General features: G+C 55.5%; 22 protein-coding genes. 4 read left to right on the forward strand and 18 right to left on the reverse strand.

Annotated elements, in window-relative coordinates; translation table 11 throughout:
* Window positions 1-107: 107 nt before the first annotated feature.
* Complete coding sequence (locus KA369_04135) at window positions 108-308, reverse strand: hypothetical protein (protein MBP7735141.1); 201 nt, start codon at window positions 306-308, stop codon at window positions 108-110.
* Between the two features lie 188 nt (window positions 309-496).
* Here KA369_04135 and KA369_04140 point away from each other — a divergent pair, with 188 nt between their 5' ends.
* Window positions 497-1,300 carry a hypothetical protein gene (locus KA369_04140; GenBank protein ID MBP7735142.1) on the forward strand — a complete coding sequence of 268 codons (804 nt, stop codon included), beginning with the start codon at window positions 497-499 and terminating at the stop codon, window positions 1,298-1,300.
* Window positions 1,301-1,304: 4 nt separating this feature from the next.
* Here KA369_04140 and KA369_04145 read toward each other — a convergent pair whose 3' ends face one another.
* From KA369_04145 to KA369_04160, 4 genes are all read right to left on the reverse strand, one after another.
* Complete coding sequence (locus KA369_04145) at window positions 1,305-2,342, reverse strand: hypothetical protein (protein MBP7735143.1); 1,038 nt, start codon at window positions 2,340-2,342, stop codon at window positions 1,305-1,307.
* Window positions 2,339-3,193: an SDR family NAD(P)-dependent oxidoreductase gene (locus KA369_04150; protein MBP7735144.1), complete on the reverse strand. Its 855-nt coding sequence runs from the start codon at window positions 3,191-3,193 to the stop codon at window positions 2,339-2,341. Before KA369_04150 ends, KA369_04145 begins: the two co-directional genes overlap by 4 nt.
* A 273-nt stretch (window positions 3,194-3,466) precedes the next feature.
* Window positions 3,467-4,765: a hypothetical protein gene (locus KA369_04155; GenBank protein MBP7735145.1), complete on the reverse strand. Its 1,299-nt coding sequence runs from the start codon at window positions 4,763-4,765 to the stop codon at window positions 3,467-3,469.
* 58 nt (window positions 4,766-4,823) lie between these two features.
* Window positions 4,824-5,045, reverse strand: coding sequence for a hypothetical protein (locus KA369_04160; protein MBP7735146.1), 222 nt, complete (start codon window positions 5,043-5,045; stop codon window positions 4,824-4,826).
* A gap of 260 nt (window positions 5,046-5,305) precedes the next feature.
* On the opposite strand from KA369_04160, the gene KA369_04165 reads away from it, so the two are divergent.
* Window positions 5,306-7,009, forward strand: a complete 1,704-nt coding sequence (locus tag KA369_04165) for a B12-binding domain-containing radical SAM protein (protein MBP7735147.1) — start codon at window positions 5,306-5,308, stop codon at window positions 7,007-7,009.
* A gap of 317 nt (window positions 7,010-7,326) precedes the next feature.
* On the forward strand, window positions 7,327-9,186 hold the full coding sequence (locus tag KA369_04170) for an EAL domain-containing protein (protein ID MBP7735148.1): 1,860 nt from the start codon (window positions 7,327-7,329) through the stop codon (window positions 9,184-9,186).
* A gap of 71 nt (window positions 9,187-9,257) precedes the next feature.
* Here the strand turns inward: KA369_04170 and KA369_04175 are convergent, their stop codons facing one another.
* From KA369_04175 to KA369_04230, 12 genes are all read right to left on the reverse strand, one after another.
* Entirely contained in the window at window positions 9,258-9,632 is a 375-nt protein-coding gene (locus tag KA369_04175) for a hypothetical protein (GenBank protein MBP7735149.1), read from the reverse strand.
* Between the two features lie 280 nt (window positions 9,633-9,912).
* Complete coding sequence (locus KA369_04180; GenBank protein MBP7735150.1) at window positions 9,913-10,728, reverse strand: AAA family ATPase; 816 nt, start codon at window positions 10,726-10,728, stop codon at window positions 9,913-9,915.
* Window positions 10,718-11,464, reverse strand: a complete 747-nt coding sequence (locus tag KA369_04185; GenBank protein MBP7735151.1) for a hypothetical protein — start codon at window positions 11,462-11,464, stop codon at window positions 10,718-10,720. Before KA369_04185 ends, KA369_04180 begins: the two co-directional genes overlap by 11 nt.
* A gap of 10 nt (window positions 11,465-11,474) precedes the next feature.
* On the reverse strand, window positions 11,475-12,815 hold the full coding sequence (locus tag KA369_04190) for a GMC family oxidoreductase (protein MBP7735152.1): 1,341 nt from the start codon (window positions 12,813-12,815) through the stop codon (window positions 11,475-11,477).
* Window positions 12,808-13,275, reverse strand: coding sequence for an SCP2 sterol-binding domain-containing protein (locus KA369_04195; protein MBP7735153.1), 468 nt, complete (start codon window positions 13,273-13,275; stop codon window positions 12,808-12,810). The genes KA369_04190 and KA369_04195 overlap by 8 nt, the downstream gene beginning before the upstream one ends.
* Before the next feature lie 28 nt (window positions 13,276-13,303).
* A complete protein-coding gene (locus tag KA369_04200) occupies window positions 13,304-14,122 on the reverse strand; it encodes a hypothetical protein (GenBank protein MBP7735154.1) in 819 nt (272 codons plus the stop codon).
* A gap of 20 nt (window positions 14,123-14,142) precedes the next feature.
* Window positions 14,143-15,456 (reverse strand): 2-hydroxyacyl-CoA dehydratase, encoded by a 1,314-nt coding sequence (locus tag KA369_04205; GenBank protein MBP7735155.1) that lies wholly within the window; start codon window positions 15,454-15,456, stop codon window positions 14,143-14,145.
* A 12-nt stretch (window positions 15,457-15,468) separates the two neighbouring features.
* Complete coding sequence (locus KA369_04210) at window positions 15,469-16,629, reverse strand: 2-hydroxyacyl-CoA dehydratase (GenBank protein MBP7735156.1); 1,161 nt, start codon at window positions 16,627-16,629, stop codon at window positions 15,469-15,471.
* A 97-nt stretch (window positions 16,630-16,726) separates the two neighbouring features.
* Entirely contained in the window at window positions 16,727-18,139 is a 1,413-nt protein-coding gene (locus tag KA369_04215) for an NAD(P)/FAD-dependent oxidoreductase (protein MBP7735157.1), read from the reverse strand.
* A 362-nt stretch (window positions 18,140-18,501) separates the two neighbouring features.
* Window positions 18,502-19,596: an AraC family transcriptional regulator gene (locus KA369_04220; protein ID MBP7735158.1), complete on the reverse strand. Its 1,095-nt coding sequence runs from the start codon at window positions 19,594-19,596 to the stop codon at window positions 18,502-18,504.
* A gap of 163 nt (window positions 19,597-19,759) precedes the next feature.
* Window positions 19,760-20,761 (reverse strand): MBL fold metallo-hydrolase, encoded by a 1,002-nt coding sequence (locus KA369_04225; protein ID MBP7735159.1) that lies wholly within the window; start codon window positions 20,759-20,761, stop codon window positions 19,760-19,762.
* A 227-nt stretch (window positions 20,762-20,988) separates the two neighbouring features.
* Window positions 20,989-21,996, reverse strand: a complete 1,008-nt coding sequence (locus KA369_04230; protein MBP7735160.1) for an MBL fold metallo-hydrolase — start codon at window positions 21,994-21,996, stop codon at window positions 20,989-20,991.
* A gap of 169 nt (window positions 21,997-22,165) precedes the next feature.
* Here KA369_04230 and KA369_04235 point away from each other — a divergent pair, with 169 nt between their 5' ends.
* Window positions 22,166-22,330 (forward strand): hypothetical protein, encoded by a 165-nt coding sequence (locus tag KA369_04235; GenBank protein MBP7735161.1) that lies wholly within the window; start codon window positions 22,166-22,168, stop codon window positions 22,328-22,330.
* 138 nt (window positions 22,331-22,468) lie between these two features.
* On the opposite strand, the gene KA369_04240 is transcribed toward KA369_04235, so the two are convergent.
* The gene (locus KA369_04240) at window positions 22,469-23,809 is read right to left on the reverse strand and encodes an NAD(P)/FAD-dependent oxidoreductase (GenBank protein ID MBP7735162.1); all 1,341 of its coding nucleotides are present in this window, start codon (window positions 23,807-23,809) and stop codon (window positions 22,469-22,471) included.
* Between the last annotated feature and the right edge of the window lie 4 nt (window positions 23,810-23,813).

The raw sequence follows: 23,813 nt of genomic DNA on the forward strand, positions 1-23,813 counted from the left end.
GCGGAATTCAAGCAGAATTTTAAAGATGGGCGGGACATTGGAAAACGATACAAACAAAAAACCGCCCGAAGGCGGTTTTTTGTCATGCTGAGAGAGCAATGGTTCTATTATCCCGCAACGCGCTGTACTACTCGATCGGCTATAAGATTTTTCAGCTCACGGAGCAGTATCCTCTCGTGATGATCGATCCTGCCGTCCGCATCCGCCAGGGCCAGTATTTCTTCGTACTCGCTCCCCGTGATAACATGATCGTCAATGGCTTTTTTTATTCTCTCGGCTAATCTTAGGCCGCTTTCTGTCGCTTTCATGTCTGTCCTCCATCTCAATTATTTAATATTATATAAATAACTAAAATTCTTAAAATCGTCAACATTTTTTCACGGCATTATCATTGATTTTTTTAAGCACGGTTTTACAGCAAGTTAATTATTGTGGACCTCCCATCAATATATCGCTATCTTTGCATTATTCACCTTCAGTTACAAAGGATATATCTATGGCCCTAATAGGCTTGTCCCGGGACATCATTATTACGGTATCAATTTCGGCGATCCTTGCCATCCCCCCGGCGTGCCGGCCGGAAACCGCCGCCGGCGACAGGTCCGATATGACGGCACGGAAGGCCCTGGCCATTTCGATCGAAAAGTTCATGAAGTGGAAGAGCTACCGCTACCGTGGCACCTCTGCGATGACCGTCAGCGGCCTCCCGGAGCTTTCCAACACAGGCTCCTTTGACACCAGGCTCGCGGTAAACGAAGATGGCGCAGTGGACGGCCACATGGTGGTGGAATCGCCCGGTGGGTCCTACGAGACCTGCGTGTACCGTCGGATCACGTATCATCGGCTGAAGGGCGGGGAATGGAGCCGCAGCACCGGGGGTGTGAAGGACCGCGGCACGGGCATCGTTTCCCTTACGTCGCGGCGCATCATCGCGGCCTTCGCGGACCTCGTGGAGGACGTGCGCTTCGTCCGCGTGACCGATGACGAGTATGTGGTAACCTGCACCATGGGGGAGAAATACAATGACGGGGCAAGGCGCATTGCCGGGGGCGCAGCCCACCGTCACGAAAAAGCCGCTCCCGGCGCGGGCGCCCCGCCGGCAAAGGGCTCGGTCATGCACCTGACCATAGACCGGAAGACGATGGAATTGAAGCGGGCCTGGATGAAGGCGAGCCAGGACACCGGCACGGAAGCCGGCACTGTCACCACGGTCACGGACGGGACCTACACGGAGATAAACCGCCCCCAAGACGTGAAGCCCCCGGCGGAAGCCCTCAACGCCCCGGACACGAAGCAGTGAATCGTCAGTATCCCATCATCTTCAGCTTCAGGCGGGACTGATCCGCGCTCACGGCGGTGATCCGGTATACCTTTTTGGCCTTTTCCGCTTCCTCTTTTTTGCCGGATTTCGCGTAATTGATGTATTCCTTGAGTTTTGTAACGCCCATCAGGCGGTACGAGACCATGGCCACCAGCTCCTGCCTCGCGTCCCACAGGCCCTTCAGGTCCCCCGGCTCCGCCCGTCCCGCCTCCATGATGGAACGCTGGATCCGGGGATAAACCTCGTCCGCCATCTTCGCGGCGCGGTCCCACTGGCCGCGGTCCACCGATGCCGACAGGGCCGCGATATCCTTCATGATCGGCCCGTCATAGTCAGCGAGGACCCTCGCCACGGCCGCGCGGAAAGACGCCGCCGTGGAGGCGTCATGCTTTTTAACGCCGGCGAGTTTCTGGTATTCCGTCCTGCCGCCGCGCGTGTATATATCCCCCATGATGGCAAAGGACTTCCTGTTGAACGCCATTGCTTCCTTATATTTGGTAACGTAGACTCCCTCGTGGCGCTTTTCAGCGGCGCCGTCGCCGTCCCGCGCGGCCTCGATCGACTTTCTCAGGTGCTCCGCGCCGGTCCGTAAAAGGGGGATCATCTTTACATGACATTCTTTCAGATTGCTGATCTCGGGATACCCGGGGACCGCCTTCATTTCGTTCACCAGCCTTTCAACTTCGTCCATGGCGCCGGGCAGGCGTTCCGCCTCCCCGAGAGCCTCCCTGAACCTGAGAAAGGACCGGTGCTCATAGGCCCTGCTCCATATGCCGAAAAAATCGTTGAAGGCCCCTACGATCCTCTCATTTGTCTTCATCTCCGCCTTTGCCTGGTCCCAGCCTTTCAGATCCATGTAACCGGAGCCCGGGCCGTCGGCGGCCTGCCGGCCCCTGCCGGTAGAGGCGTCTTTATCCTTTCCGCATCCGCCAGAGAGGACCGAGCAGAGCACCAGGAGGCACATCATTGCGGAAAGAGACGCAGTCCCCAATGCTGCCCGGTGGCAGTCCCTCAACTTCATGCAGCCTCCCCTCCTGACGGAGTCTTCTTCCTCGCGTATTTTTCGTAGAATTTCCTGGTCTGTGATATGGAAATTCGAATGAATAATCCCGGGAACAGCCGGTAAAGGCCCCACATGATCCGGGCCAGGGGGGTTACCACGATGATGGCCCTGTTCTTACAAACGCCCTTCAGGATCGTCCTGGCGCACTCTTCGGGGGAAACGAATTTGAAACGCGAATAAAACTCTTCAATGTCCTCGGCGAAGAACTGGTTGGACACGTCAATGGTCCTGTCGAAGATCGGCGTATCGACCATGCCGGGGCAGACCACGCTGGCCCTGACCCCTTTGATGGCGGCTTCCATCCTGAGGCTCAGGGTGAGACCGACGACGCCGTGCTTGGCTGTATGGTAGGGTGAGCCGGTCATGGGCACCAGGCCGGCCAGGGACGCGATGTTGACGATATGTCCGAAGCCCTGCCTGACCATGACGCGGTAGGCGTAGAGAGATCCGTGGATGACGCCGTAGAGGTTAACGTCCAGGATATGCTTCCAGTGGGGCGGCTCGATATCCTCGAAGCTCCCGTTGAGGCCGATGCCGGCGTTGTTGAACATGTAGTCGAGCCTTCCGAATTCCTCGGCCGCCCTCTCCACTGTGAACCGCACGGACCCCGGATCGGTCACGTCGAGGGTGACATCATTCGCGAAGCCCCCCCGTTCCCTGATGGCGGCCGCGGTCTTGCGCGCCGAAACCGCGTCGATGTCCGCCACGATCACCCGCGCTCCCCGCGAGGCCAGCTCCATCGAAAGTCCCCTGCCGATGCCTGAACCGCCGCCGGTGACAAAGGCCACCCTGTCCCTGAAATGATCCATTATCCCCTCCACACCCGGAACTTAAAATTTATATGTATACTGGAAGCGGACAGTGCCTTATATTTTTTGTCTATAATAATACAATGACAGGATAAAAAAACGGTGTGAAAACTTGTTGATGTTCAGAAATCGGGACATTGCGAAACTGTCATTTCGACGAAACCCGATATTCCGGGTTGAGGAGAAATCTTAATGCAGCGATGATCAAGATTTCTCACCCCGGCAAGCGGGGTTCGAAATGACAAATTTAGAAAAACAACAAGTTTAATATACCTATAAACCGTGATAGACAAGAAGGGGCTTGAATTCCTCCTTATCGGAGAATTTCGCGATGACATTGAAATCGCCCTTCGGAACCGTATACTCTCCCTTGAACAGGTCGCCCTTTTTAGTCAGCATAACATAATTACTGTTATCCTGAACGACCATGACCTGGAGGGCCTTTTTGCTTTTCAGCTCGAAGCTCACCTTTCTGCCTGACAGGAAATTGCTCTCAAGGGGAGAAAGGAGCGTTATCTCTTCTTCATAGAAGAGCGGCGTCGGTTGCGGATACGCCATGGGGCTGCCCTTCGTGACGTTGATCCTGTAAATGGCAACAGGTTGATACAGGGTATCGGGATCGCTCTTCTTTTTTACCACAATTATCAGATAATACACTTCCTTTTGGGGGAACACGGCTTTGACGGTATACAGACCGCCATTTTTCAGGATAAAGGAACTGTTCTGGATCATCTTGTTCAAATCAATGGAGGCTTTACGGCTTAATATGACGTCCCCTTTCAGGACCACACCGATCATGACGAGATCGCCGGGACCTTTCAGGCGGATCTCAACCTTGTCCTCTGTCGCTTCTATGTCGGTTTTCGGCGAGAGGAGCTCGATGGAATGGTTCCAGTATCCGAAAATCAGCTGTGGAAGCCTGTTGAACTCATCCTTGTCGATATGGGGCTTCATCAACTGCCATTCCGGATCATTGGGAAAATACTCGTACCGGAGCCTATCCGGCGGAATGAGAAAATAGAAGTTGACCAGTATATCCTCGTAATGCTTCGTCTTTTCGTTCCAGAAACTCGACCCGCCCCCCGTTGCGTCAAGGGCCTGCCATTTTCCGTCAAGCTCGATCACATTCCATGCGTGTCCCTGAAGGTCCGGCATGGATGGGTCAAACTTCATCTTCTCTTTAGCAAGGCCGGATATCACTTTAACATTCAGCCCGGCTTCCTTTGCCATTGCCGCAAAGAGCCTGGCGTATCCGCCGCACACTCCCTTCCTGTTCTTCAGTACGCTCTCGGCGTCGGATTGGCCCTTCACGTCGCCAAGGTACGCCTCGATATGGTAGGTGATATTCTTTGATATCCACCGGAAGATTGCCCGGGCCTTCTCACGGTCGTTTTTCGCCGGCTTCACCAGGTAGGCGGTCAGTTCCGGTATTGACCTGGTCACCTTGGCGGGCGCATTTATGGCGTGCCGGTCAATGACGGAATAATCATAGGGAACCGCGTCAAGGGAGACCGATGAGGTATAGGCCCCGACTACAAGTATCAATTCAATGATGATGGCTATTTTTCTCACAGGCGTCACCTCATGGGTGGATACCACGGCCCCTGTCCGGAGGGCATGGCGATGGCGGTCAATTCTTCCTTGCTTTCTTTTCCGCGTTTACGATCTCCTGCGCCTCCTCAATAGCCTTTTCAAGGGCCGCTATGATATCCGGCTTAACATCGAAATAGAGCTTGTTGTCCCTGCAGAGCTTCTTGGTTTTTTTTAATTCATTCATCAACGGGGCGGGAATGCTTACCCTCAGTAAAACATTCTTCAATTGTTCCTTTTGTTCTTTTCGTATGACAGCCATGGTCCCTCCGAAAATCGCTTGCATGGACGAACGGTATCGACAAGCGCCCCGCCCGTCAATCCCATTTTTACTTTTTTTACAGCATTTTTATTGCTTTAATTTTTGCTATTTTTTTTGCTTTTTTTATTGACGTTTCTTTTTGCTATCAGTATATTCCAGTGTGACGACAGCCGGGGAGCGCTTCGCGTTGCTCGCGATGACAATGGGAATAAACATCAAAATATCTTTAATATAACTTCAAATGATAAAAGGAAAACGCCGTGAAGAAAATTAATGCATTATTGATTCAACCGAAAACGCCGCAGACATTCTGGAGCCACGACATCTCCCTCAAGTCGGCCGGCTTCAGGGCCGTCATGTCGCCCCTGGGCCTGATGACCGTGGCCGCCATGCTGCCGCGGCATTACAGAGCCACGCTGGTGGACCTGAACGTCACCGGGCTGGACATCGGGGACGTGGAACGGAGCGACATAGTTTTTCTCACGGGCATGTGGATACACAGGGAATCGTTCCTGGAGATCGTCGACACCTGCAGCAGGCTCGGAAAAACAATTGTCGCCGGTGGGCCCTTTGTCCAGTCCGCGTACGGGAGGCCGGGGCGCGATTACCTTGATTCGGACAGGATAGACCACCTGATCCTGTACGAAGCCGAAAACAACCTTCCTGAATTCATACGAGACTATGAGCAGGGGAAAGCCAAAAAGGTCTATGACAACAGGGAGCGGCCGGGCCTGGCCCTCACCCCGCCGCCGCGCTTTGACCTGATACGACCGGGATACTACGCCTCCATGGCTCTCCAGTTTTCCCGCGGATGTCCCTTCAACTGCGAGTTCTGCGACATCGTGCAGATGTTCGGCCGCGTGCCCAGGACGAAAACGCCGGCGCAGTTCATGGACGAGGTGGAGGCCCTGTACGCCACCGGCTACCGGGGCCGACTCTTCATCGTTGACGACAACTTCATCGCCAACAGGAAATCCGTGAAGGAGATGCTCCGCCTCCTTGCCCCCTGGCAGCAGGAGCGGAAATATCCCTACCTCCTCTTCACCGAGGCGAGCATCGACCTGGCCGGGGACAACGAGCTCCTGGACCTGATGGTGCGGGCGGGCTTCACATCGGTATTTGTCGGCATAGAATCGCCCGACGCCGATACGCTCCGGGCGACCAACAAGAAGCACAACGCCGCCTGCGACATGGCGGCCGCGATCGAGAAGATACAGAGGGCCGGCATAGAGGTGATGGCCGGCTTCATCCTGGGGTTCGACACGGACACGGAGGAGGTGTTCGACCGCCAGCTCGAATTCATCCGGGCAAACGCGATCCCCCAGAGCATGACCGGTCTCCTCGCCGCCATGCCCAATACGGACCTGTACCGGCGCCTGGAGCGCGAAGGCCGCCTCTTGGAGCAGGAGACCCCCCACAGCGGCGATAACGTCGACACCGTGCTGAATTTCGTGCCGGTGATGGCGGCGGACAGGCTCATCGAGGGATACCGGCGCGTCATCGCCGAAACCTACGCGCCCCGGAACTATTTCAACCGGGCCCTGGCCCTCATCGGCAGGCTGCCGGACATGAAGCTATCAGGCTTCAACTGGTCGGCGCCGTGGCGGTGGGACCTTGCAATGGCGCGGATCGTCAACAATCCCAACAGGTTGCGGCTGGCGCTTGAGCTGGCAAAGCTCTCTTTCTCCTCCTTCGGGATCCAGGCCCTGTGGTTCATCCTCAGGTCTTTGAGATACGGATTTTTCGCGCTCCCCGTGGCCATCGAGCTGGCTTTCCGTGGCCGCCATTACGCAACGGTAGCGGAGAGGATCACGACCTTGAAGGCGCGGACCGCCGCCAGGGCGATCACGAACCATGGGGCGGAACCATCGGCGCGTCACTTCCCGGAATTGGGTTCCATTGCAACGTTGAAAAGCGCTGAATCCGGAAGAAATATATTAATTGAAGAGAATCCGTGGGTTTGAGCAACTAACAGATCGTTATACATATCGCCCTGACAGTCATAACGGCCAACGCATGCCATAGAGACCTCCATCGTTGGCCGTTTTTTTGAACCGCTAGCCTTTTTTGGCTTATTTCATTGTCATAGGGATTATTGGTCGGGAGCCAAAATTTTTCCTGCCAGTACTAAATCGATAAAAATTGGACTTGATTAAAATCATGCCATGTTTAGTGTTGCTCCCGATGCGGCAGAACCATACTCAGGTCGGCCCGCATACTTATAACCAAATTACCGACTAAGATAGCAACGGGATTGCTGCTGCCGTTCCATGGATGGACTATGCTGAGCAATATAGTTAAGAATATTCTTCCCGAAGATTTTGACAACCTTGACGCCGACTGGTATACCGCCCTGAAGGTCAAGTATGACAGGTACCGCTTCAATCTTCTCCGCATCATACTGATTGTTACCTCCCTGATCCCTGTTTTTTACGCCGTGCTGGATATCTACAGGGGACAAACGGCATTTCTTGTCAATTATGCCATCCCCTTTGTTTTTCTCATTACTCTTTTCCTGATCCTGGTAACCACAAGGAAAACCAATATCATCGCGATAACCGCCATGGTGGCCTGCGTCATCAGCTTTATCCTTACCCTGTACCTGCCCAACGCGCGGCAGATAAGCCTGGTCATTTTCTACTGCTTTCCCCCCATAGCGTTCCAGCTGAGAGGCACCCGGAAGGGCGTTGCCTGGATAGCTTTATTCATGACCGTCGCGGTCGCCATGTACATCCTTCAGAGCGCGGGATACATCCCTTCATGGCAGGTCAAATACCCAAGCAGGGTCAACGTCCTCCTGGCCGGGGTGGCCCTCTTCATCATTTCCCTCATGACATTTTTCGGCGAGCTGCAGCATGAAAAATCGATGAAGACGATCATAAGGAACATCCTCTTTGATGAAACGACCCGGCACCTCACCAAGAAAATGCTCCCCCTTTCCATAAGAAAAAACAACGATTACCTTTTCGCGATAATCAGCATCGTGAACTTCAACGATCTCGGCCTCATATTCGGCTACAACCTGTCAGACGAGATACTTCTCTTCTGTTCAAAACAGCTGGATCTCTGGAAGGACCACTTCAAATACACGATTTACAGGCTCAAGGGAAACGAATTCGGGATCCTGCTCGTCCTCGGGAAAGACCGCAGGGAAGAGGCCATCCAGAAAATGAAAGTCATCAGGCGACTTCTCCAGTCGACCCCCATGCCGTGGAAAGATTCCGAGCTGAGGCTGAACATCCACATAGGGGGCGTTGTGTTCCACTCGGGCATGCAGGGCGAGTCGCTGGACATCCTTTCCAACGCCGACCAGGCCCTCAAGTCGTCCATCGAGAATCACCGGGGCGTCACCCTTTACGAGAACCATGACCATGTAAAGACGTCCGCGTTCCACGCGACCACCCTTTTCTCGATCCTTTACAAAAACCAGGAGCAGGGAACATTCAAGGCCTATTACCAGCCCATCGTGGACGCGGCCACCGGCGAAATAATCTCCTACGAGAGCCTCCTCAGGATACGGAACGACGGCGGCGTCTACGAATCGCCCGTGCAATATCTGCCCATCGCCGAGTCAACCGGCCTGGACATAAACCTGACACACTTCATGATAAAATCCGCCTGCGAGGCCCTTCGCCACACGGATAAAAATATATCGGTCAACATTTCCTTCCGTGACATGGTCCAGAGCGATCTTATCAACCTGCTGAACCGGCTGTACAAACCGCCGCTCCCCGGCCAGGGCAGGCTCATCCTGGAGATACTGGAGCGGTCCGAGCTGAGCGAGGTGGAGGCATGCCACGAGTTCGCCGCCAGGGCCAGCAGCCTGGGCTGCCTCATCGCCATCGACGATTTCGGATCAGGGTATTCGAATTTCGAGAACCTCCTTTCCCTGCCGATCAATATCATAAAAATAAACGGGACCCTCATACAGCAGATGCTGCACAACCCGAAGGCGCGGATGATGATAGACAACATCATCATCTTTTGCAAGCAGGCCGAGCTGCTGATCATAGCGGAATGGGTCGACAGCCCCGAGCTGGCGCGGGAATTGAGGGAAATGGGGGTCGACTTCCTCCAGGGGTTCCATTTCGGCCATCCCGCGGACATCCCCTGGGGCGACGACCCCTCCATCATCAATTAAGCACTGAGGCCTTTCGAGGAAGTATTTCCATTCATCACTGTATTCAAGATATACACGTCTCTGTTCACAACTCAACGGTCAACTGTCAATCGAACGATATCGACGGAATCTTTATCAATAGACATTTTGGTAAAGATAAGGTTGCTCTTCATGACTGCCGTAATCAACCCGGTGGCCTCCATGGCGGGGATGACCCTTTTACCATTCAGGATGTTTTTCATGGATCTGGTGCCGCCATCGCAGCACAGGGTGATGACGGCATCATAGCCTTCGCAGCGCTTGATGATTTTCGAGCGACAGCGTTTGTCCAGGACGCAGAGAAGGCCGGTTGGGTACTTGCCCAGCCACGAAGCAACGCGCCAACCCTTGTCCGCCAGCCGCCGCTGAAGGCTGTCTACGGCGTTCTGCATCGGAACCGGATGAAAGCCTGTCGGTGTCAGTGTCATCATGGCCGATCCGTCGGGGGAATTCTGAAGATAGACGGAAGTATTGGCGCATCCGGCACAGCCGACTATTAAGACCGATCTTACATTCCCCAAGTCCTGAACAACTGAGTTCTCGGCACGCGCTTCACAATATACCATTGCATCCTCCTTGATTCATTGGATCCGCCCCTCCTGCCGCATGTCTGCGGTGCGAGGCACCTTTCCTCCGGCTGCGATACTATTGCGATCCCAGGGTATCATTTTTTTCCACCCTGTCATGGGAGCTGCTTGTCGATTCGTGTTACGCCCTCGCAGTCTCGCGCTGCTCATCCTTGCCCGCCGGGGCGGGCGATTCCAGGAGCCGGTCGAGGATGCCGCGCACCGCGGCCAGGGCCGGCGATTCGGCCAGGGAAAGGACGCTCGTTCCCGCGATATCGGCGGACCGGATCGCGCTGTCCTCCGGGATCCAGCCGGCGCAGTCAAGCCCCGCCGGCAGAGTAAGGCGCCGCGCCTCCCCCTCGCCGGCGATGCGGTTCAGCACCATGGCGGCACGGCGGTACTTCACCGTGCGGTCGGCGACGTCCCTGATCGTCTTCACCACGTTGAGGCCCCGCAACGAGGCGTCGGACACGAGGAGAAGGTGGGTCACCGTCTCCATGACCCGGCGGTTCACCTGCTCGATGCCGGCCTCGCCGTCTATGACGACGTAGTCGAAATTCCCGGCCGTTGTCCCGATTATATCCTTCAAAATATCGTTCACCTGGCAGTAGCACCCGTCCGATTCCGGCCTCCCGATGGCGAGAAAGGCGAGGCCCTCCCTCTCCACCACGGCGCTCCACACCTCGTAATCGAGGAGCGAGAGGAGCCCGGCCCGGTCCTCGCGGGCCCCCTCCTCCAGCCTGGCGATCAGGCTCTCCCGCACGTCGTTCAGGGTCACGGCCACGTCGATCCCCAGGGCCGCCGCGAGGCCCACGGCGGGGTCCGCGTCGATGGCCAGGACGGTCCTATTTCCCCGCTCCAGGAGCATGCGCACGATGGCCGCGCTGATGGAGGTCTTGCCGACCCCACCCTTGCCGCACACCGCGATGATCGTTGTTTCACCTATCTCACGTTCCATATCTCAGTTCCCCTTTCTTTTCCAGCTGCCGCCGCATGGTTCTCAGGCCGGCCACGTCGGAGCAGATGTCGTTATAGTCACAGCTGCCGCAATCGAAATCGAGCTCGTCGATCATCTTTGTCATCGCCTCGATCACCGTGTGGGCCCCCTCTGAAATGGGAGCGAGCCCCCGCACGTCCCCGGGCGATGACGTGACGAACAGCGCCTCGACAGCCTCCACGTAGGGATTTTTTTTCAGGGCGTCGATGAGGGCTCCCCCCAGCACCCGGAACGAGAACCCATCGCGGAGCGCGTCTTTACTCACCCTGCTCCATTCCCGCCGGTACTGCGAAGCGGCTTTCAGCATGTAGCCGCGCAGGTCAAGATCATACCGCGCGAGGTCCATCTCCCGGTAGTGGTCATAGCTGTTCTCCGGGGTGAACCCCCTGACGCCGATGATGACCGCCTTCCCGAAGGGTATGCTCTGACCCTCGCATTCCGACAGCTCCGGCCCCACCAGGGTGATGACGCCGTCACGGACGCATCCGGGATCGTCAACCCACACCATGAAGGAGCATGATTCTTCGCGGGGATTGCCCAGCTCTACGGCGGTGTCCTGGGAGAGCACCACGCTCTTCCCCTTGCCCTTGGGCCACTGGACCGTCGTGTCATGGCGGTATTCCCGCCGGCGCGGATGGATCTCCGCGCCGGCCAGGTAGCGCCGTATAGATGCAAGTTCCTTGTCAAATAATCCCATGGTCCCCCCTTCAGTTCGCTCTCCCCGACGACACCGCTTCCAGCCGGCGCGACGACCGGGCGCCGGCAAGGTGCTTCGCCAGCCTCTTGCCGAGACTGACAATGGTCATTGTGGGCGGAAGGCCCAGCGGGTCCGGCATCACGGAGTTGTCGCACACGTAAAGGTTGTCGAACTCTGTCTTGAGATTTGAATCGAGGAGGTCGTTGATGCGGACCGTTCCCCCCGGATGCGCCGCGATATACCAGCTTTTGAAAATGCTCTTGGCCCCGGCCTTCTTCAGTATTTTACTCGCCAGATTGTGCCCGACCATCATCTTGTCCTTGTCCTGCTTCTGGAGCCGCTTCCTGATGCCTCCCGAATCGGTCAGTTTCCCCCCGAGATCGTCCTTTGCCTTTGTCATGATGCCAAGGATATGGGAGTGGGAGAATACCTTGTCGAACCGCAGCACCTCCGCGGTCAGGCCCATGTACAGGAGCTTGGGGAGCGTCAGGTCCGTCATGACGATGCCTTCCTCCGGCACATGCAATCCGGCCGCCATGGGAAGCTCCCTCCCGGCTTTAAAATCCTTCACATACCCCATCGTGCAGACAAAGGGATCATACAGATAGTCATATCCCGCCCTCGCGACGCCGATCTTTCTCATCAGCACGGGGGAACCGATGCCGCCGGCGGCGAGGATGATGTTTTCCCCGTATACCTTATGCGTTTTGCCCTTGCGGGTGTATTCCACGCCGATCGCCTGCCTGCCGTCCATGAGCACCGTGTTCACCGTTGCCCCATCGAGCAGCTCGGCGCCGTTTTTCAGCGCCTCATCGAGGTAGACGCGGGCAGTCCATTTCGCGCCATAAGGGCAGCCCATCTGGCAGAGCTCGCAATCGGGGAGGCACTTGTCCTGGTAGATGAACTTGTTCATCTTATTCCATTTCAGGCCCAGCGACTGCGCGCTCTCCATTATCCGTTTCGCCCGCGGGCCGATCAATTCGTCCTTCAGCGGAGAACTGGGGATTTCCCTGTAGGCCTCATTGACCTCCTGTGAAATGTCAATGCCGTACTTCTTAAACATTTCAACCGGAGGATCAAATGCGGTCGCGTAGAAATAGAGCGATGTCCCGCCTACCGCCGTGGCGCGGACGCAGGCGAGCCCGCCGTAGGTAAGCAAAAAGCTTTTACCCGGAATCCCCAGGTCCTTGATGACCTGTAGTTTCGAGCCTTTTACCGGCGCGTTTTTGCCCATCTCGAGCAGAAGGACCTTCTTGTTTCTTGCGGCAAGCTCCCTCGCCACGGTGGCTCCTCCGGGGCCGCTGCCGACGATGATGGCGTCATAGGTTTTGTTGTTCGCTATTTTATTCATCGCCCTCCCCCTTTTCTTTATCCAGCTGGAAATCTTTAAACCCGTTAACAGCAAGATAGCTCTTGTAGATCGAGAAGCACTGCCTCGCGACCGGCAATATTTTCAGGAGCCGGTGAACGGGTCCTTTCAGGACGACTTTCTTCCGGAGAAGCGCGTTGGGAATGTTCAGGTCCCCGAGCCAGAATTTATGCCCGTCCAGCGCCGACACGTAAAATACGGCTGTCGGGGGCTTCGGATTTTCAGCGCCGAACGACACATGAATCGGCTTCTGCTCCGTATCGATAACGATAAGCAGATCCGGATTTTTTAATGAAAAATGCACGACCAGATTGGTTTCATTAAGGCTTTTAGCCGGTTTTGACACGACCGGATCATTCTCCATCAGGCCCTTCTGGACCACGTGCTGGAAAAAACCACCCAGCACCTGCTGGAGTTCTTGCGATGAATTAAAATTTCTCATGGTTGTTCACCTCTTGTTATTTAACAATTTACATTGCTTCAGCTTTTACTTCCTTGCCGAGCTTGCGCCGGGCAACCACCGCCGCGCCCAGTGCGCCGATGATCTGCGGGTCGATCCTTGAATCCAGGGTCTTGATCCCGACCCCGAGCTTTTCGCTCAGCGCCCTGATGACCCCGCTGTTCTTGGCTACCCCGCCGGTGACGACCAGCTCGGCGTTGAGGCCGACCCGGTTCACCAGCACCGAAACCCTGTTTGTCAGGGAGATGTGGAGGCCCCTGATGATATCGGAGACCGCGACGCCCTCGTTGATCAGGTTGATCACCTCCGATTCGGCGAAGACGCTGCACACGTTCGATATGGCCGCCGGGCGCTGCGACTCGCCGTCGATGGCGCCGAGGTCTCCGACGCCGACCTCGAGGACCCGTGACATGACGTCCAGGAACCTGCCGGTTCCGGCCGCGCACTTGTCGTTCATGGCGAAATTCTTCAGGCGTCCGTCGTTTTCCAGCGAGATGGCCTTGCAGTCCTGGCCGCCGATGTCGACGATCGTCCGCACCTCAGGCATGACGCTGTAGGCCCCGGCGGCGTGGCACGATATTTCGGACACGTTTTCGTGGGCAAAGGCCACATTGGCGCGTCCATAGCCGGTACCGACGACATAAGCCACGTCCGTCTCATCGATCCCGGCCTTCCGGCACGACTCCTTGAACACCTCGCTGGCCGTCCGCGCCGGATTGGCGCTGCTGGGCCCGATGACATAGGCCATCGTTTTGCCGTTCATCATGACCAGGGCCTTTGACGCCGTGGAGCCGATGTCGACTCCGGCGGTAATAATATCACTGTTCATATGCATTTACCTCCTTACGGTCATGACCGTGCCGCTTTTTTCGGAAGAACTATGTCGTTGACGAAATTCCTGAAAAGAACTTCAACATCATCCCTCGGGTTGACGCGCGGATCGAGCATGTCGAACTCAAACGACAGGAGCGGCAGCCCCATCTTGTCCGATTCCTCCCGCATCAGCCCGGAAACGCCATGGCCGTGGGTGCACCCCAGGTGTCCGGGGATGACGGCGAAATCGGCGTCGTAATTCCTGGCGAGCATCCGGTAATCGTCCAGGTAATTTTCATAGGAGCCCAGGAGCTGCCGCGTCATCGGGAAATTCCGCATCGCGTTGCGCGCGATCCCCACCAGCATGGAATCCTCGCTGGAGGTGTCGATGAGGGTGTCGGCGTGATAGTAGCCGAACATGTCCATAGGCACCGTGACGTTGAGCTCGCCCTCGAGCCAGTTGTAGAAATTCAGATCGGTCCAGTACGGCGTCCCCACCCAGATCGCGCGAACTTCGTCGCCCGTAACGGTCTTGACGCCGTTCTTCCTGAAGTTCTTGAGCTCCTTGAGCGTTTCTGTAGCGTAATCAAGGCCGCTCTGGTGACCGGAAAAGACCGTCACGACCGCGGCCATGAGGGAGAGGGTCTCGCAGGGCTGCGCCGACGGCCGCGGCCTGCGGAGCTCGACCCAGTCGGATATGTTCTCCATCATCTTGTTGTATGTTTCACAGGCATGCTTCAGCCTGCCGAAATCATACTTGATCTTTAAATTGTCCTCGAGGAATTTCACCACGACCCTGAACTGCCGGGCAATATACCTTATATCCTCATCCCGCGCCTGGTACGGCATATCCAGCACGATGGTGGGCTTGCCCGTCTCGTTGACCATGTTGTTTACCAGGCAGGTCTGCGAATCGCACGGCGTGGTGAGATAAAAGCAGGCGTCCGGAATCGGGACGACCTTTTCAAGCCAGCTCCCGTGGGCGATGCGGTCGACCGAGCAGATCTCCGGAGCCATCCCGGCCGCTTCCGCCGAATCCGCAAGCTTGGCGTTCCAGACGCCGGGCTCGCCCACCAGTGACTGGATGACTGACAGCGCTTCCAGCTGATACCAGAAGACCTTGTCGGTGTCGAAGCCCCGCATCAGCGTTCCCGGCACGGCAAAGTTCCCGTAAATTATCTTTTTACCCTTGTCGATCGCGGTGAAAAGATCATGAAAATAACCCTTGTAAATCTTGAGCAGCGCATTGTGGGTCAGGTCCTCGGACGCGACGGAAAAAATATCCTGTAGAATTTCAATCGATTCATACGCTTCTTCCCATACCTGCCATCTATCTTTACCTAATATCATATCAGCTGCCTCCTATACCGCCGCTTTTCTTTCTTCAATTAATTCAGTAAACGCCTGAAGGCGCGTCTTCAACTGCCCGGTCGAGAAAAACCCGTATTCCCTCTCAAGGTTGAGGAAGGGGATGCCCAGTTCCTGGCACTTGGGTGTCATGTTGTACGAATCAACGCCCCAGATCTGGCAGAACTTCAGCTTCTGGAATATGATACCGTCGGCCTTATACTCATCATATATCTCCCTGATGGTGTCCCACCGCTTTTCAAAGGAGTCGCCGATATGCGGACAGGGGAAATGAGTCAGGGCCCGCTCCGCGATCGCTTCCATGGGGTCCTTGTTCATGTCGACATCGTCCCGGTAGCTCCGCATGCCAAAGCAGACAGCGTCGGCCACGATGTCAATACCCTGCTCTTCGACAAAAGCCACGTATTCCGGCTCGTCGATCATGCCGCCGCAGAGGAGGAGGCGCGCCTTCCCGGTACTCCCTTTGACGGAAAGCTTCTCCTTATCCAGGCTATCCAGAAGGGACTCCGCGGCCGGGATAAAATCATCCACGGGCATCTGGTGATACGCCACCGATATGGTAAGCATTTCCGAGCCGCTCAAAGCCGGATTGCCGGCCTTTCTCAGCGTCGAAAGCCTCCGCAAAATCCCGCGCGCCTTGTTGTATTTCAAGCTCACCGCGCGCAGATCATCGTCGCTTATTTTTTTCCCGGACCACTGCTCCAGCTCCTTTTTCAGGTTTATCAGCTGGTCCCTGAAAAAACTGATGTTCTCCTTCCCGTAAACCCGCGGGATATGAAGAAAATGCGTGAAATTGGCCGGCTTCTTTACGATCCAGTTCTGGGATGTCCGCCGGATATGATCGCAGGTGTTGCAGCCGATAAAACCGTTCAGAAATGAATAATCGTTTTCCAATACCAGCGTCAGGGCATTCCTGGAAAACGTGCACAGGCGCGCGCTTAGATACGTTGTTCCCGCTCCTATGTCCCTTCCCGGTTTTCCTTTCACCCGGAACGGGACCATGCCGCCCGCCTCTATGAGCTCCGGCGGAATGTACGAGCAGAACAAGCCGATAACCTTTTTGCCTTTTGACTGAGCATCCTGTATGTACGGATTGTTCAGCTCCGATAAAGCCTTGCTGAAAGGCTTCATAAGCATCTCATTAGACTTTTCCATACAAACCTTCCCTCCTCTATTTATTACGCCAGGTCGTGACAACAACCGGCGTTAGGCATTCTACCGATGCCGGCGGCGCATCAACCCTGCCGCCGTTTCAATATCTCTCCCTGATGACCGCCGCCAGGTTAAGGGCGCTTCCCGAGGCCATCTCGGTGCCGATGCCCCGCGATCCGGCGTCGGCGCCCACGAGCCACAGGTTCTTCAGCGGCGTTTCCAGCGACGGCCGGTGCTCCCCCACCTGTCCGGGCACCTGCCCCAGGCCTATGCAGGCCCCGTTCCCCTGGTGCGTGAGCCGGCTGGTGTCCTCCGAGACAGAGGTTATTTTCCAGATGATGGCCTTTTCCAGGGCCGGGAAAAGGGCTCTGACCCTCCTGTCCACGCGGTCTATGATGGCTTCGCACAGCTTCTTGGAAGCGCCGGAGGGCGCCGCGGTTCCCGCTATGACCAGCTGCTGCCCCCGGGGCGCTAGGCCCGGGTCCTGGTTGGATGGCACGGGCAGAAAAATATAGGGATCATCCGGTACGGTCCTGTCCCGTATATAGTCAAAGACGCTGTGGCCGGGCATGTCCGGCATGTAGAAAACCACCGGGTAGGGAATGACCGGCCGGCTCAGGGCGTACTTGATCGTTATGTAGGCGTTGGAATAGACATAGGATTGGGCCTTTTCCGTGTAGGATCCGGGAAAATTCTTTTTTCCCGCCATATCGATGGTGCGGTTGATTCCCGCGTTTGAAATGACGATGTCCGCGGGATAGAACTTCTTAGCGGTCCTGACGCCTACGGCGGCGCCGTTTTTTACCACGATGCTATGCACCGGCTGGCCGTATAAGAGGGAGCCGCCCGAATCCTTAAAGACATCGAGGAAGGAACCGGGGATTGCGCTGCCGCCCCCCTGCGGATACCCGAAGGAGGCGTTGTTGAACATCCGCGTAAAGCACCAGATGAACTCCCCGGCCGACGATTCCTTGTAGGACATGGCGAAATAGAGCTGGCACAGGCAGTTCAGGAAAAGATGCACATTATCATCGGAGGTGAAGCGCGAAACATAGTCTCTCAGCGTAATATTGTCATATTGCTCAACTGACCTGGGATTCAAAAGCGACCGGAACAGGAAAAAGACGCCGGGCAGGTTCGCCGGGCCTATCTTCAGCTGCCGGGCCAGGTATATCTGGCGCTTCAATGGCTTGATATCGAGGGGAAAATCGAACTCCATCTTGCCCATAACATGGCAGGGAGGGTCCTTCTTTACCCACCGCAGATTGCCCCCCAACTCCCTGTTGACTTGGCCGTGGGGCCCGGAATCGCCCCGGCTGAACATGTGGACGCCGAAATCGTACTGGAAACCCTTTCGCTCCAGGGTGGCGCAGCGCCCCCCCTGGAAGTCGTTGCTCTCCAGCAGTGTCACGTCAAATCCTGATTTGGCGAGCAAAGCCGCGGACGCGGCCCCGCCCAGACCGGACCCGATCACCACCACCTTCTTTTTTGCATTGTCACCCTTTTTTCCCACCTGATGCCTCCTTATCCTGAAGGGTATGGTCATGCACAGGCGAACCTGTGCATGGAACCCTGTTAATGTTATCCTGCTTTTTTTTTATGTTGACACTTGTACTATGAGAAATGGATTGAATAATCAGAGAATAACCGTCCAGACGGACGCTGTCGACCGGGTATATAATTTTGGACTCTTTTTTTCTCGGGAATAACAGATGTTATGAAAAATTTTATCAGCGCGGAGTAGAGGGAGGGTGACGCTACGTGTGAATCCTACAACATAGGATAGACTCTAAGCAGAGTCCCCATATATAAAGCAGAAAAAGATTTTTGGACTAATGTCCCAAACAACAGGTGAACGGTTTTTTGGATACAATATTATAGATTTTCCCGCCGGTAATCCTGCGGGGAGGTTCCGGTGAAACGCGAGAAGGCATTATAGAACGAAGACTTGGTATTGAAGCCCACCATGAAGGCTATGGAAATGACAGACCGGTCCGGCTCGTCGAGAAGTATCATCTTTGACTCATTGATCCGGTACCGGTTTACGAAATTGTTGAAATTGGTTGCGAGACGTTCATTGAGGACCTGTGATAGCTGGTGAACGGTGATGGAAAGCTCATCGGCCAGGTCCTTCAGGGTGAGGTCTTCGTTCATGAACATCTTCTTTTCCGTCATGCATTCCTTGAGGCGGAGGATGGTCCGGTCTACGTCCAGGTTGTCGATGAGGGACTTGACGCGGGCCTTCTTCTCCGATTCATCGATGATGAGCTGCAAAAACCTGGGAAAGCGCTGGCTGAGGGGGAACGAGCTGATGAAGAGGGCCGCCATCATGAAACATCCCCATTTCAGCAGCACGAGAGAATGTAACACATAGCCCGCAATGACCATATCGGCCGCGACTATCGTGTATGTGAGATAGCTGAACGATACAAATACCACCGGCGTGAACCCTTCCCTTATCCAGATCATAAGAAATCGGACAAAGAGAACACCCAGGTAGATGAATATCTGCAGCCCCGCGCCGGCGAAAAGAAAGCATACCGGCGTATGATGGTACATGTCGCCCGAATAAATGTGTTCGTGGAGTAGCCGCACCTGCGCCTCCGGAGACATGGTCATGAAATATATGTCAAACACCAGTGCGACAAGTGAGGGCAGAGCGTAGAATATCATTCTCGCCGGCAGCGTATCCGTGGGGAAGACAAGAAGAAAATAGGCGAAATAGCCGACGGTCCCCACCAGGTACAGGAACGTCAGGTTCAGGTAGAAGAGCTGCGGGTATTGAAGCACCGTCCTGTCGATGATAAAACCGATCTGGAACATCAGGATGCCAAAGGTGACGAACAGCGAGAAGGAAATTAAATTTTCAGTGCGGCGGTTCCTGACAAAAAGCTCGCTCACCGCGACAAGAAGGGATACGCCCCCAGCAAAATAAATAAAATTATTTGTGATTGTTTCCAGTGACGCCATAACAGGACGGTATTTTTACATTTGTTAAACCATACCCGCTATGTGAGAATATGCAACAAAAAAAAGATGACACCGGGCACTGGACGGAAATTAATCACAATTTCATTGGTTCGCATCCAGCTTCGCCAGGGTGTAGATGTCCCTCACCTCCAGCACAGCTTTGTCATATCTTCATCCACCATCCGGAATCAGCCGCTTCCGCGATACCGTCAACCTTCCGGCCAGGCACCGGCATGATCAGGGAAATGCCCTGTTCCTTCGCTCCGGCGCGGACCTGCTCCGCCGGCTCGGTCCAGCTGTGGAGGGCAAGCTGGAAGGTGCCCCAGTGGATCGGCATCAGGGCCCTGCCCCGAAGGTCCCGGTGGGCCCGCAGGGCGTTTTCCGGACCAAGGTGGATATCGCCCCAGTTGGGATGATAGGCGCCGATCTCCAGCATGGTGATGTCAAAAGGCCCATGCTTATCGCCAATCTCTTTAAAGCCGGGATGATAGCCGCTGTCTCCGCCGAAGTAAACCCGGTGCGCCGGGCCCTCGATGATCCATGAGGCCCAGAGTGTGTTATTTTTCTGCAAAGGCCCGAGGCGGCCGGAAAAATGCCGGGCCGGCGCTGCGATGAGGCGGTGCCCTCCGCCGAGGACGGCCTCGTCCCACCAGTCAAACTCGGACACACGGTCCGGCTGGACGCCCCATCTTTTCAAATAAGTCCCAACCCCGAGGGGAACATAAAAGATCGTATCTCGCCCCGCCAGTTTCCTGATGGTTGCCTCATCGAGGTGATCGTAATGGTCATGGGAGATTATCACGCCGTCGAGGCGGGCTATGTCATCCAGCCCGATGGGCACATCGAAGAACCGCGCCGGTCCCGCCATCGGCACCGGTGAGCAGCGTTTGCTCCATATCGGATCGGTAAGATAGCGCCTGCCGTCTATCTCTATGAGCACCGTGGAGTGTCCCAGCCAGGTTACATTGAGGGCCGCGCTGTCCGGCTCTTCCTGAACCAGTGGTGAAATCCGGGGTAACTCTATTTGCTTCCGGGGACGCCTCTCCTCCCTGCCGGTTATCCAGAGCCAGAGCGTGTTTTTAAAGCTCTTCGGGGTGCCCACAATGGTTCGCACCTGGTTGCTGAACATAGCGCCGTTCCATTGGGGTGAACTTTTTCTTTTCATTTCATCACCATCAGTCCCATCCTTTGATGAGGCATATATAAAGGATACGAAAAGAGCGATTGCTGCCAGGGAAAAAGAGAAAATAAGATATTTCATTCCGGTACCACGTCTATCATTACTTGAAATTTATCAAAGTTTGAATATTTCTTAATTCGATAACTATCGAAATAATAATATAAAATTTTTTGGTGATCGTCAAGTTATAAGGAAAAAAAATAACCGGAATATTAAAGAATGATCTCCTTCCCGACCTTCAGGTCAACATATTTCTTCGGAAAGGCCTTCCTGAACCGCTCCAGGCTCCAATCGGAGCTGTCATGGGGCGATAGGGAAATAACCCGGATATTCTCTTTCCGGATTGTATCTATGGCCTGATCCACATCCTTCTCATTGATGCCGTTCCACGGCGCCCTGTCCGCAGCTACTATGTACTGGATGTTGATGGGCCCGATATTGCCCCTGCCGCCATTGACCGGGTAATGGAGCCCGCCGATAATGGCGTAGATGGGCTCCCTGTAGAGCATCTTCGCCCTCTGGATGATCCGCTCCGCCGAGGGATGGCCGCAGCCCACGATCAGCACGATGCCCTTCCCTTTAAGGTTAATCGCCAGCACCTGCTCGTCCGTCCTGCCGAACATGAAGAGATGCCGCGGTATCACGCCGAGGCTCGCGATGCCAGGGGCGATAACTATCGGATCGCTTACCACCTGAACCGCGGGACCGGGATTCCATTTCGACGGCTTGAGGGGCCCCGGCGAATAGACCGGGATAGCCTTGAGCTCTACCGGTCCCTGGGACAGGGAGAATTCTCCGACCCTTCCTTCCCTCATTCCCCCGACATGGTCAAGGTGAATATGGGTAATAAAGATCATGTCGATGTCCGAGGGCTTTGCGTTAAGGGCTTTCATGTTACTCAGCAGCGGCGAGGGATGGATTTTTTTCCTGTCGTTCGCCACGTCAAGGAGTATCGTGGTGTTGTCGGCCTTCACCAGGTAGGACACGCCCGGCTCCGTCATCAGATTCTTGTCGTCAGCGTAAAAATCGACAAGGGGAAGGATGGTGAGCCTGCTGACGGTCCCGGCATCGGGAAAAGCCTTGTACGACGTTTTATCCAGGAAAGCGTTTATCTCCTCCCTGCCGGCATTGACCTGCGACGCCTTGGCCCTGAGAAACGCAACAACCGACAGGATCAGTGACGCCACTATTATTATTGCTATTATTGACTTTTTATTCATGCAAGTCCCTCAGACACAAATTTTAGTTTCCGGACCCTTGTATGTCCCATTGCTTTTTTGTCCAGTTATAATTCATACCTATGCCTCATGTGACGTAATAAAAAACTTATTGACGATTCAGACCATATCCTGTATTTAGCCGTGTAACCATCAGGAGTCATTATCGCGCATGAAACTTGAAGACTGCAAAAAATGCTCATTCCACTCTGAATACAGCCGCGGCCAGATATACTGCCGCTACTGGGAAAATAACATCAATAGCGTCGCCACCTATGAAGACCGCGCCGCCGGCGTAATCTTTGTCGTGGGATGCCCCAAAGAAAAGCAATCATGACCGGCACGCGCCGGTGACGGGAACAGCCGCGTTAAATAATCCGCACACCATCAACCACCTCTACACATAAAAGAGCGATATCCATCAGGACAGGCCTGTTGATGCGCGCCTGTCTGTTCGTAGCAAGGAAGGGGGCGATTAAACAGTGCGGTTTTCCTGAAGATGTATGCCGTGACGCAGCAGGATGTCGTCCAGGCGTGATTCCCATTCCTCTATCCGCGACGGAAGGAGCGGATAGATGCGGTACAATGACCCGAGGGAGGCCCCGAGTCGGAGGGCCTCGATGAGCTTTTTAAACAGCTCCCGGTTGCGGAGGCCGTTCAGGGTGAGCCTGATCAGGTCCAACGGACCCTTGGCGGATTTCTGTTTAAACCACGCGGCTGCCACATCCTTGCGCGTTATGAATTTCATCCGGTAGAGCCAATCGAACTCGCGGGGCGACAGGTCCACCAGCATCTCGCAGATGCCCCGTATCTTCGCGAAACCGGCCCCGACGCCCCTGAAATATGCCGAATTGTAATGCCAGAGATTTTTTCGCAGGACGGGCCCTCCGCGAAGGGCCTCGGCGATGACCGGCACAGCGATCCTGGCCGCTTCCATGCCGGAGGCGATCCCCTCGCCGTTGAAGGGCTTGTTCTGAAAGGCCGCATCGCCCAGGGATACGAAGCCGTCCCCAACCAGGGAAGCCGGGGGGAAATCAAAGGGAACGGTGCCGGAGTAGACCGACGCGACATCATGATCGACGCCGCCCAGGTGATGGGCGGTGAACTCGCGGTGCGCGGCGCGGGTATGCGCCATGTCCCCGAACGTTGATAGTCCCACCAGCGTTTCCGAGGGCCCCACCTGGTTCGCGAAGCCCTTGTAGCATACATAGGTATTGCTCCCCGTCGGAAAGGAGCCGTGGCAGCGCCACCGCTCCATGTGAAGGGTGAAGGTCCGGAGTGGCCGCGCCGCCAGGGGGGAGACGTGGCATTCCGCCGGCAGGGAATTTCGCACGACCGCCTCCCTGCCGGTGCAGTCCACGACGATGCCGCCGAAGACCTCGCCTGCTCCGCCGATCTCCGCGCCCCGCACCCATGACCCGTCGGTTATGGGACGCAGGAAGGGCGACTCGTAATGGAACAGAACGTTTCCCGAGGTTTCCGCGTGACTGGCGATCCACCGGGAGAAACCGTTCATCGACAGGATATCAGTGCTGCAGGGAACCTGGAATTTGAGCTCCTCGGTGAGAGGAATCTGCCAGTTTTCCGTGAAGGTGCCTTTCAATACGCGGCTGTCCGATAGGGGCCTGGGAAGGGACAGCTGCCCGTAGCAGGGCACATCGAAGTGGATGAAGCCGAGCTCTTTCCTTACATCATGTTTTTTTCTTTTTTCGAACACGTGGACCCTGTGGCCCAGGAGGCCAATCTGTCCCGCGAAGTAGGACCCCACCGGTCCGCCGCCGATAACTATCACATCCGCTTTCTTTATCTTTCCCATTGAC

The organism is Spirochaetota bacterium (genome assembly GCA_017999915.1).
Lineage (GTDB): Bacteria > Spirochaetota > UBA4802 > UBA4802 > UBA5550 > RBG-16-49-21.

Coding starts and splice junctions, on each gene's coding strand:
- KA369_04135 (MBP7735141.1), bottom strand. CDS start 308: ATGAAAGCGACAGAAAGCGGCCTAAGATTAGCCGAGAGAATAAAAAAA.
- KA369_04140 (MBP7735142.1), top strand. CDS start 497: ATGGCCCTAATAGGCTTGTCCCGGGACATCATTATTACGGTATCAATT.
- KA369_04145 (MBP7735143.1), bottom strand. CDS start 2,342: ATGAAGTTGAGGGACTGCCACCGGGCAGCATTGGGGACTGCGTCTCTT.
- KA369_04150 (MBP7735144.1), bottom strand. CDS start 3,193: ATGGATCATTTCAGGGACAGGGTGGCCTTTGTCACCGGCGGCGGTTCA.
- KA369_04160 (MBP7735146.1), bottom strand. CDS start 5,045: ATGGCTGTCATACGAAAAGAACAAAAGGAACAATTGAAGAATGTTTTA.
- KA369_04170 (MBP7735148.1), top strand. CDS start 7,327: ATGCTGAGCAATATAGTTAAGAATATTCTTCCCGAAGATTTTGACAAC.
- KA369_04175 (MBP7735149.1), bottom strand. CDS start 9,632: ATGACACTGACACCGACAGGCTTTCATCCGGTTCCGATGCAGAACGCC.
- KA369_04180 (MBP7735150.1), bottom strand. CDS start 10,728: ATGGAACGTGAGATAGGTGAAACAACGATCATCGCGGTGTGCGGCAAG.
- KA369_04185 (MBP7735151.1), bottom strand. CDS start 11,464: ATGGGATTATTTGACAAGGAACTTGCATCTATACGGCGCTACCTGGCC.
- KA369_04190 (MBP7735152.1), bottom strand. CDS start 12,815: ATGAATAAAATAGCGAACAACAAAACCTATGACGCCATCATCGTCGGC.
- KA369_04195 (MBP7735153.1), bottom strand. CDS start 13,275: ATGAGAAATTTTAATTCATCGCAAGAACTCCAGCAGGTGCTGGGTGGT.
- KA369_04200 (MBP7735154.1), bottom strand. CDS start 14,122: ATGAACAGTGATATTATTACCGCCGGAGTCGACATCGGCTCCACGGCG.
- KA369_04205 (MBP7735155.1), bottom strand. CDS start 15,456: ATGATATTAGGTAAAGATAGATGGCAGGTATGGGAAGAAGCGTATGAA.
- KA369_04210 (MBP7735156.1), bottom strand. CDS start 16,629: ATGGAAAAGTCTAATGAGATGCTTATGAAGCCTTTCAGCAAGGCTTTA.
- KA369_04220 (MBP7735158.1), bottom strand. CDS start 19,596: ATGGCGTCACTGGAAACAATCACAAATAATTTTATTTATTTTGCTGGG.
- KA369_04225 (MBP7735159.1), bottom strand. CDS start 20,761: ATGAAAAGAAAAAGTTCACCCCAATGGAACGGCGCTATGTTCAGCAAC.
- KA369_04230 (MBP7735160.1), bottom strand. CDS start 21,996: ATGAATAAAAAGTCAATAATAGCAATAATAATAGTGGCGTCACTGATC.
- KA369_04235 (MBP7735161.1), top strand. CDS start 22,166: ATGAAACTTGAAGACTGCAAAAAATGCTCATTCCACTCTGAATACAGC.
- KA369_04240 (MBP7735162.1), bottom strand. CDS start 23,809: ATGGGAAAGATAAAGAAAGCGGATGTGATAGTTATCGGCGGCGGACCG.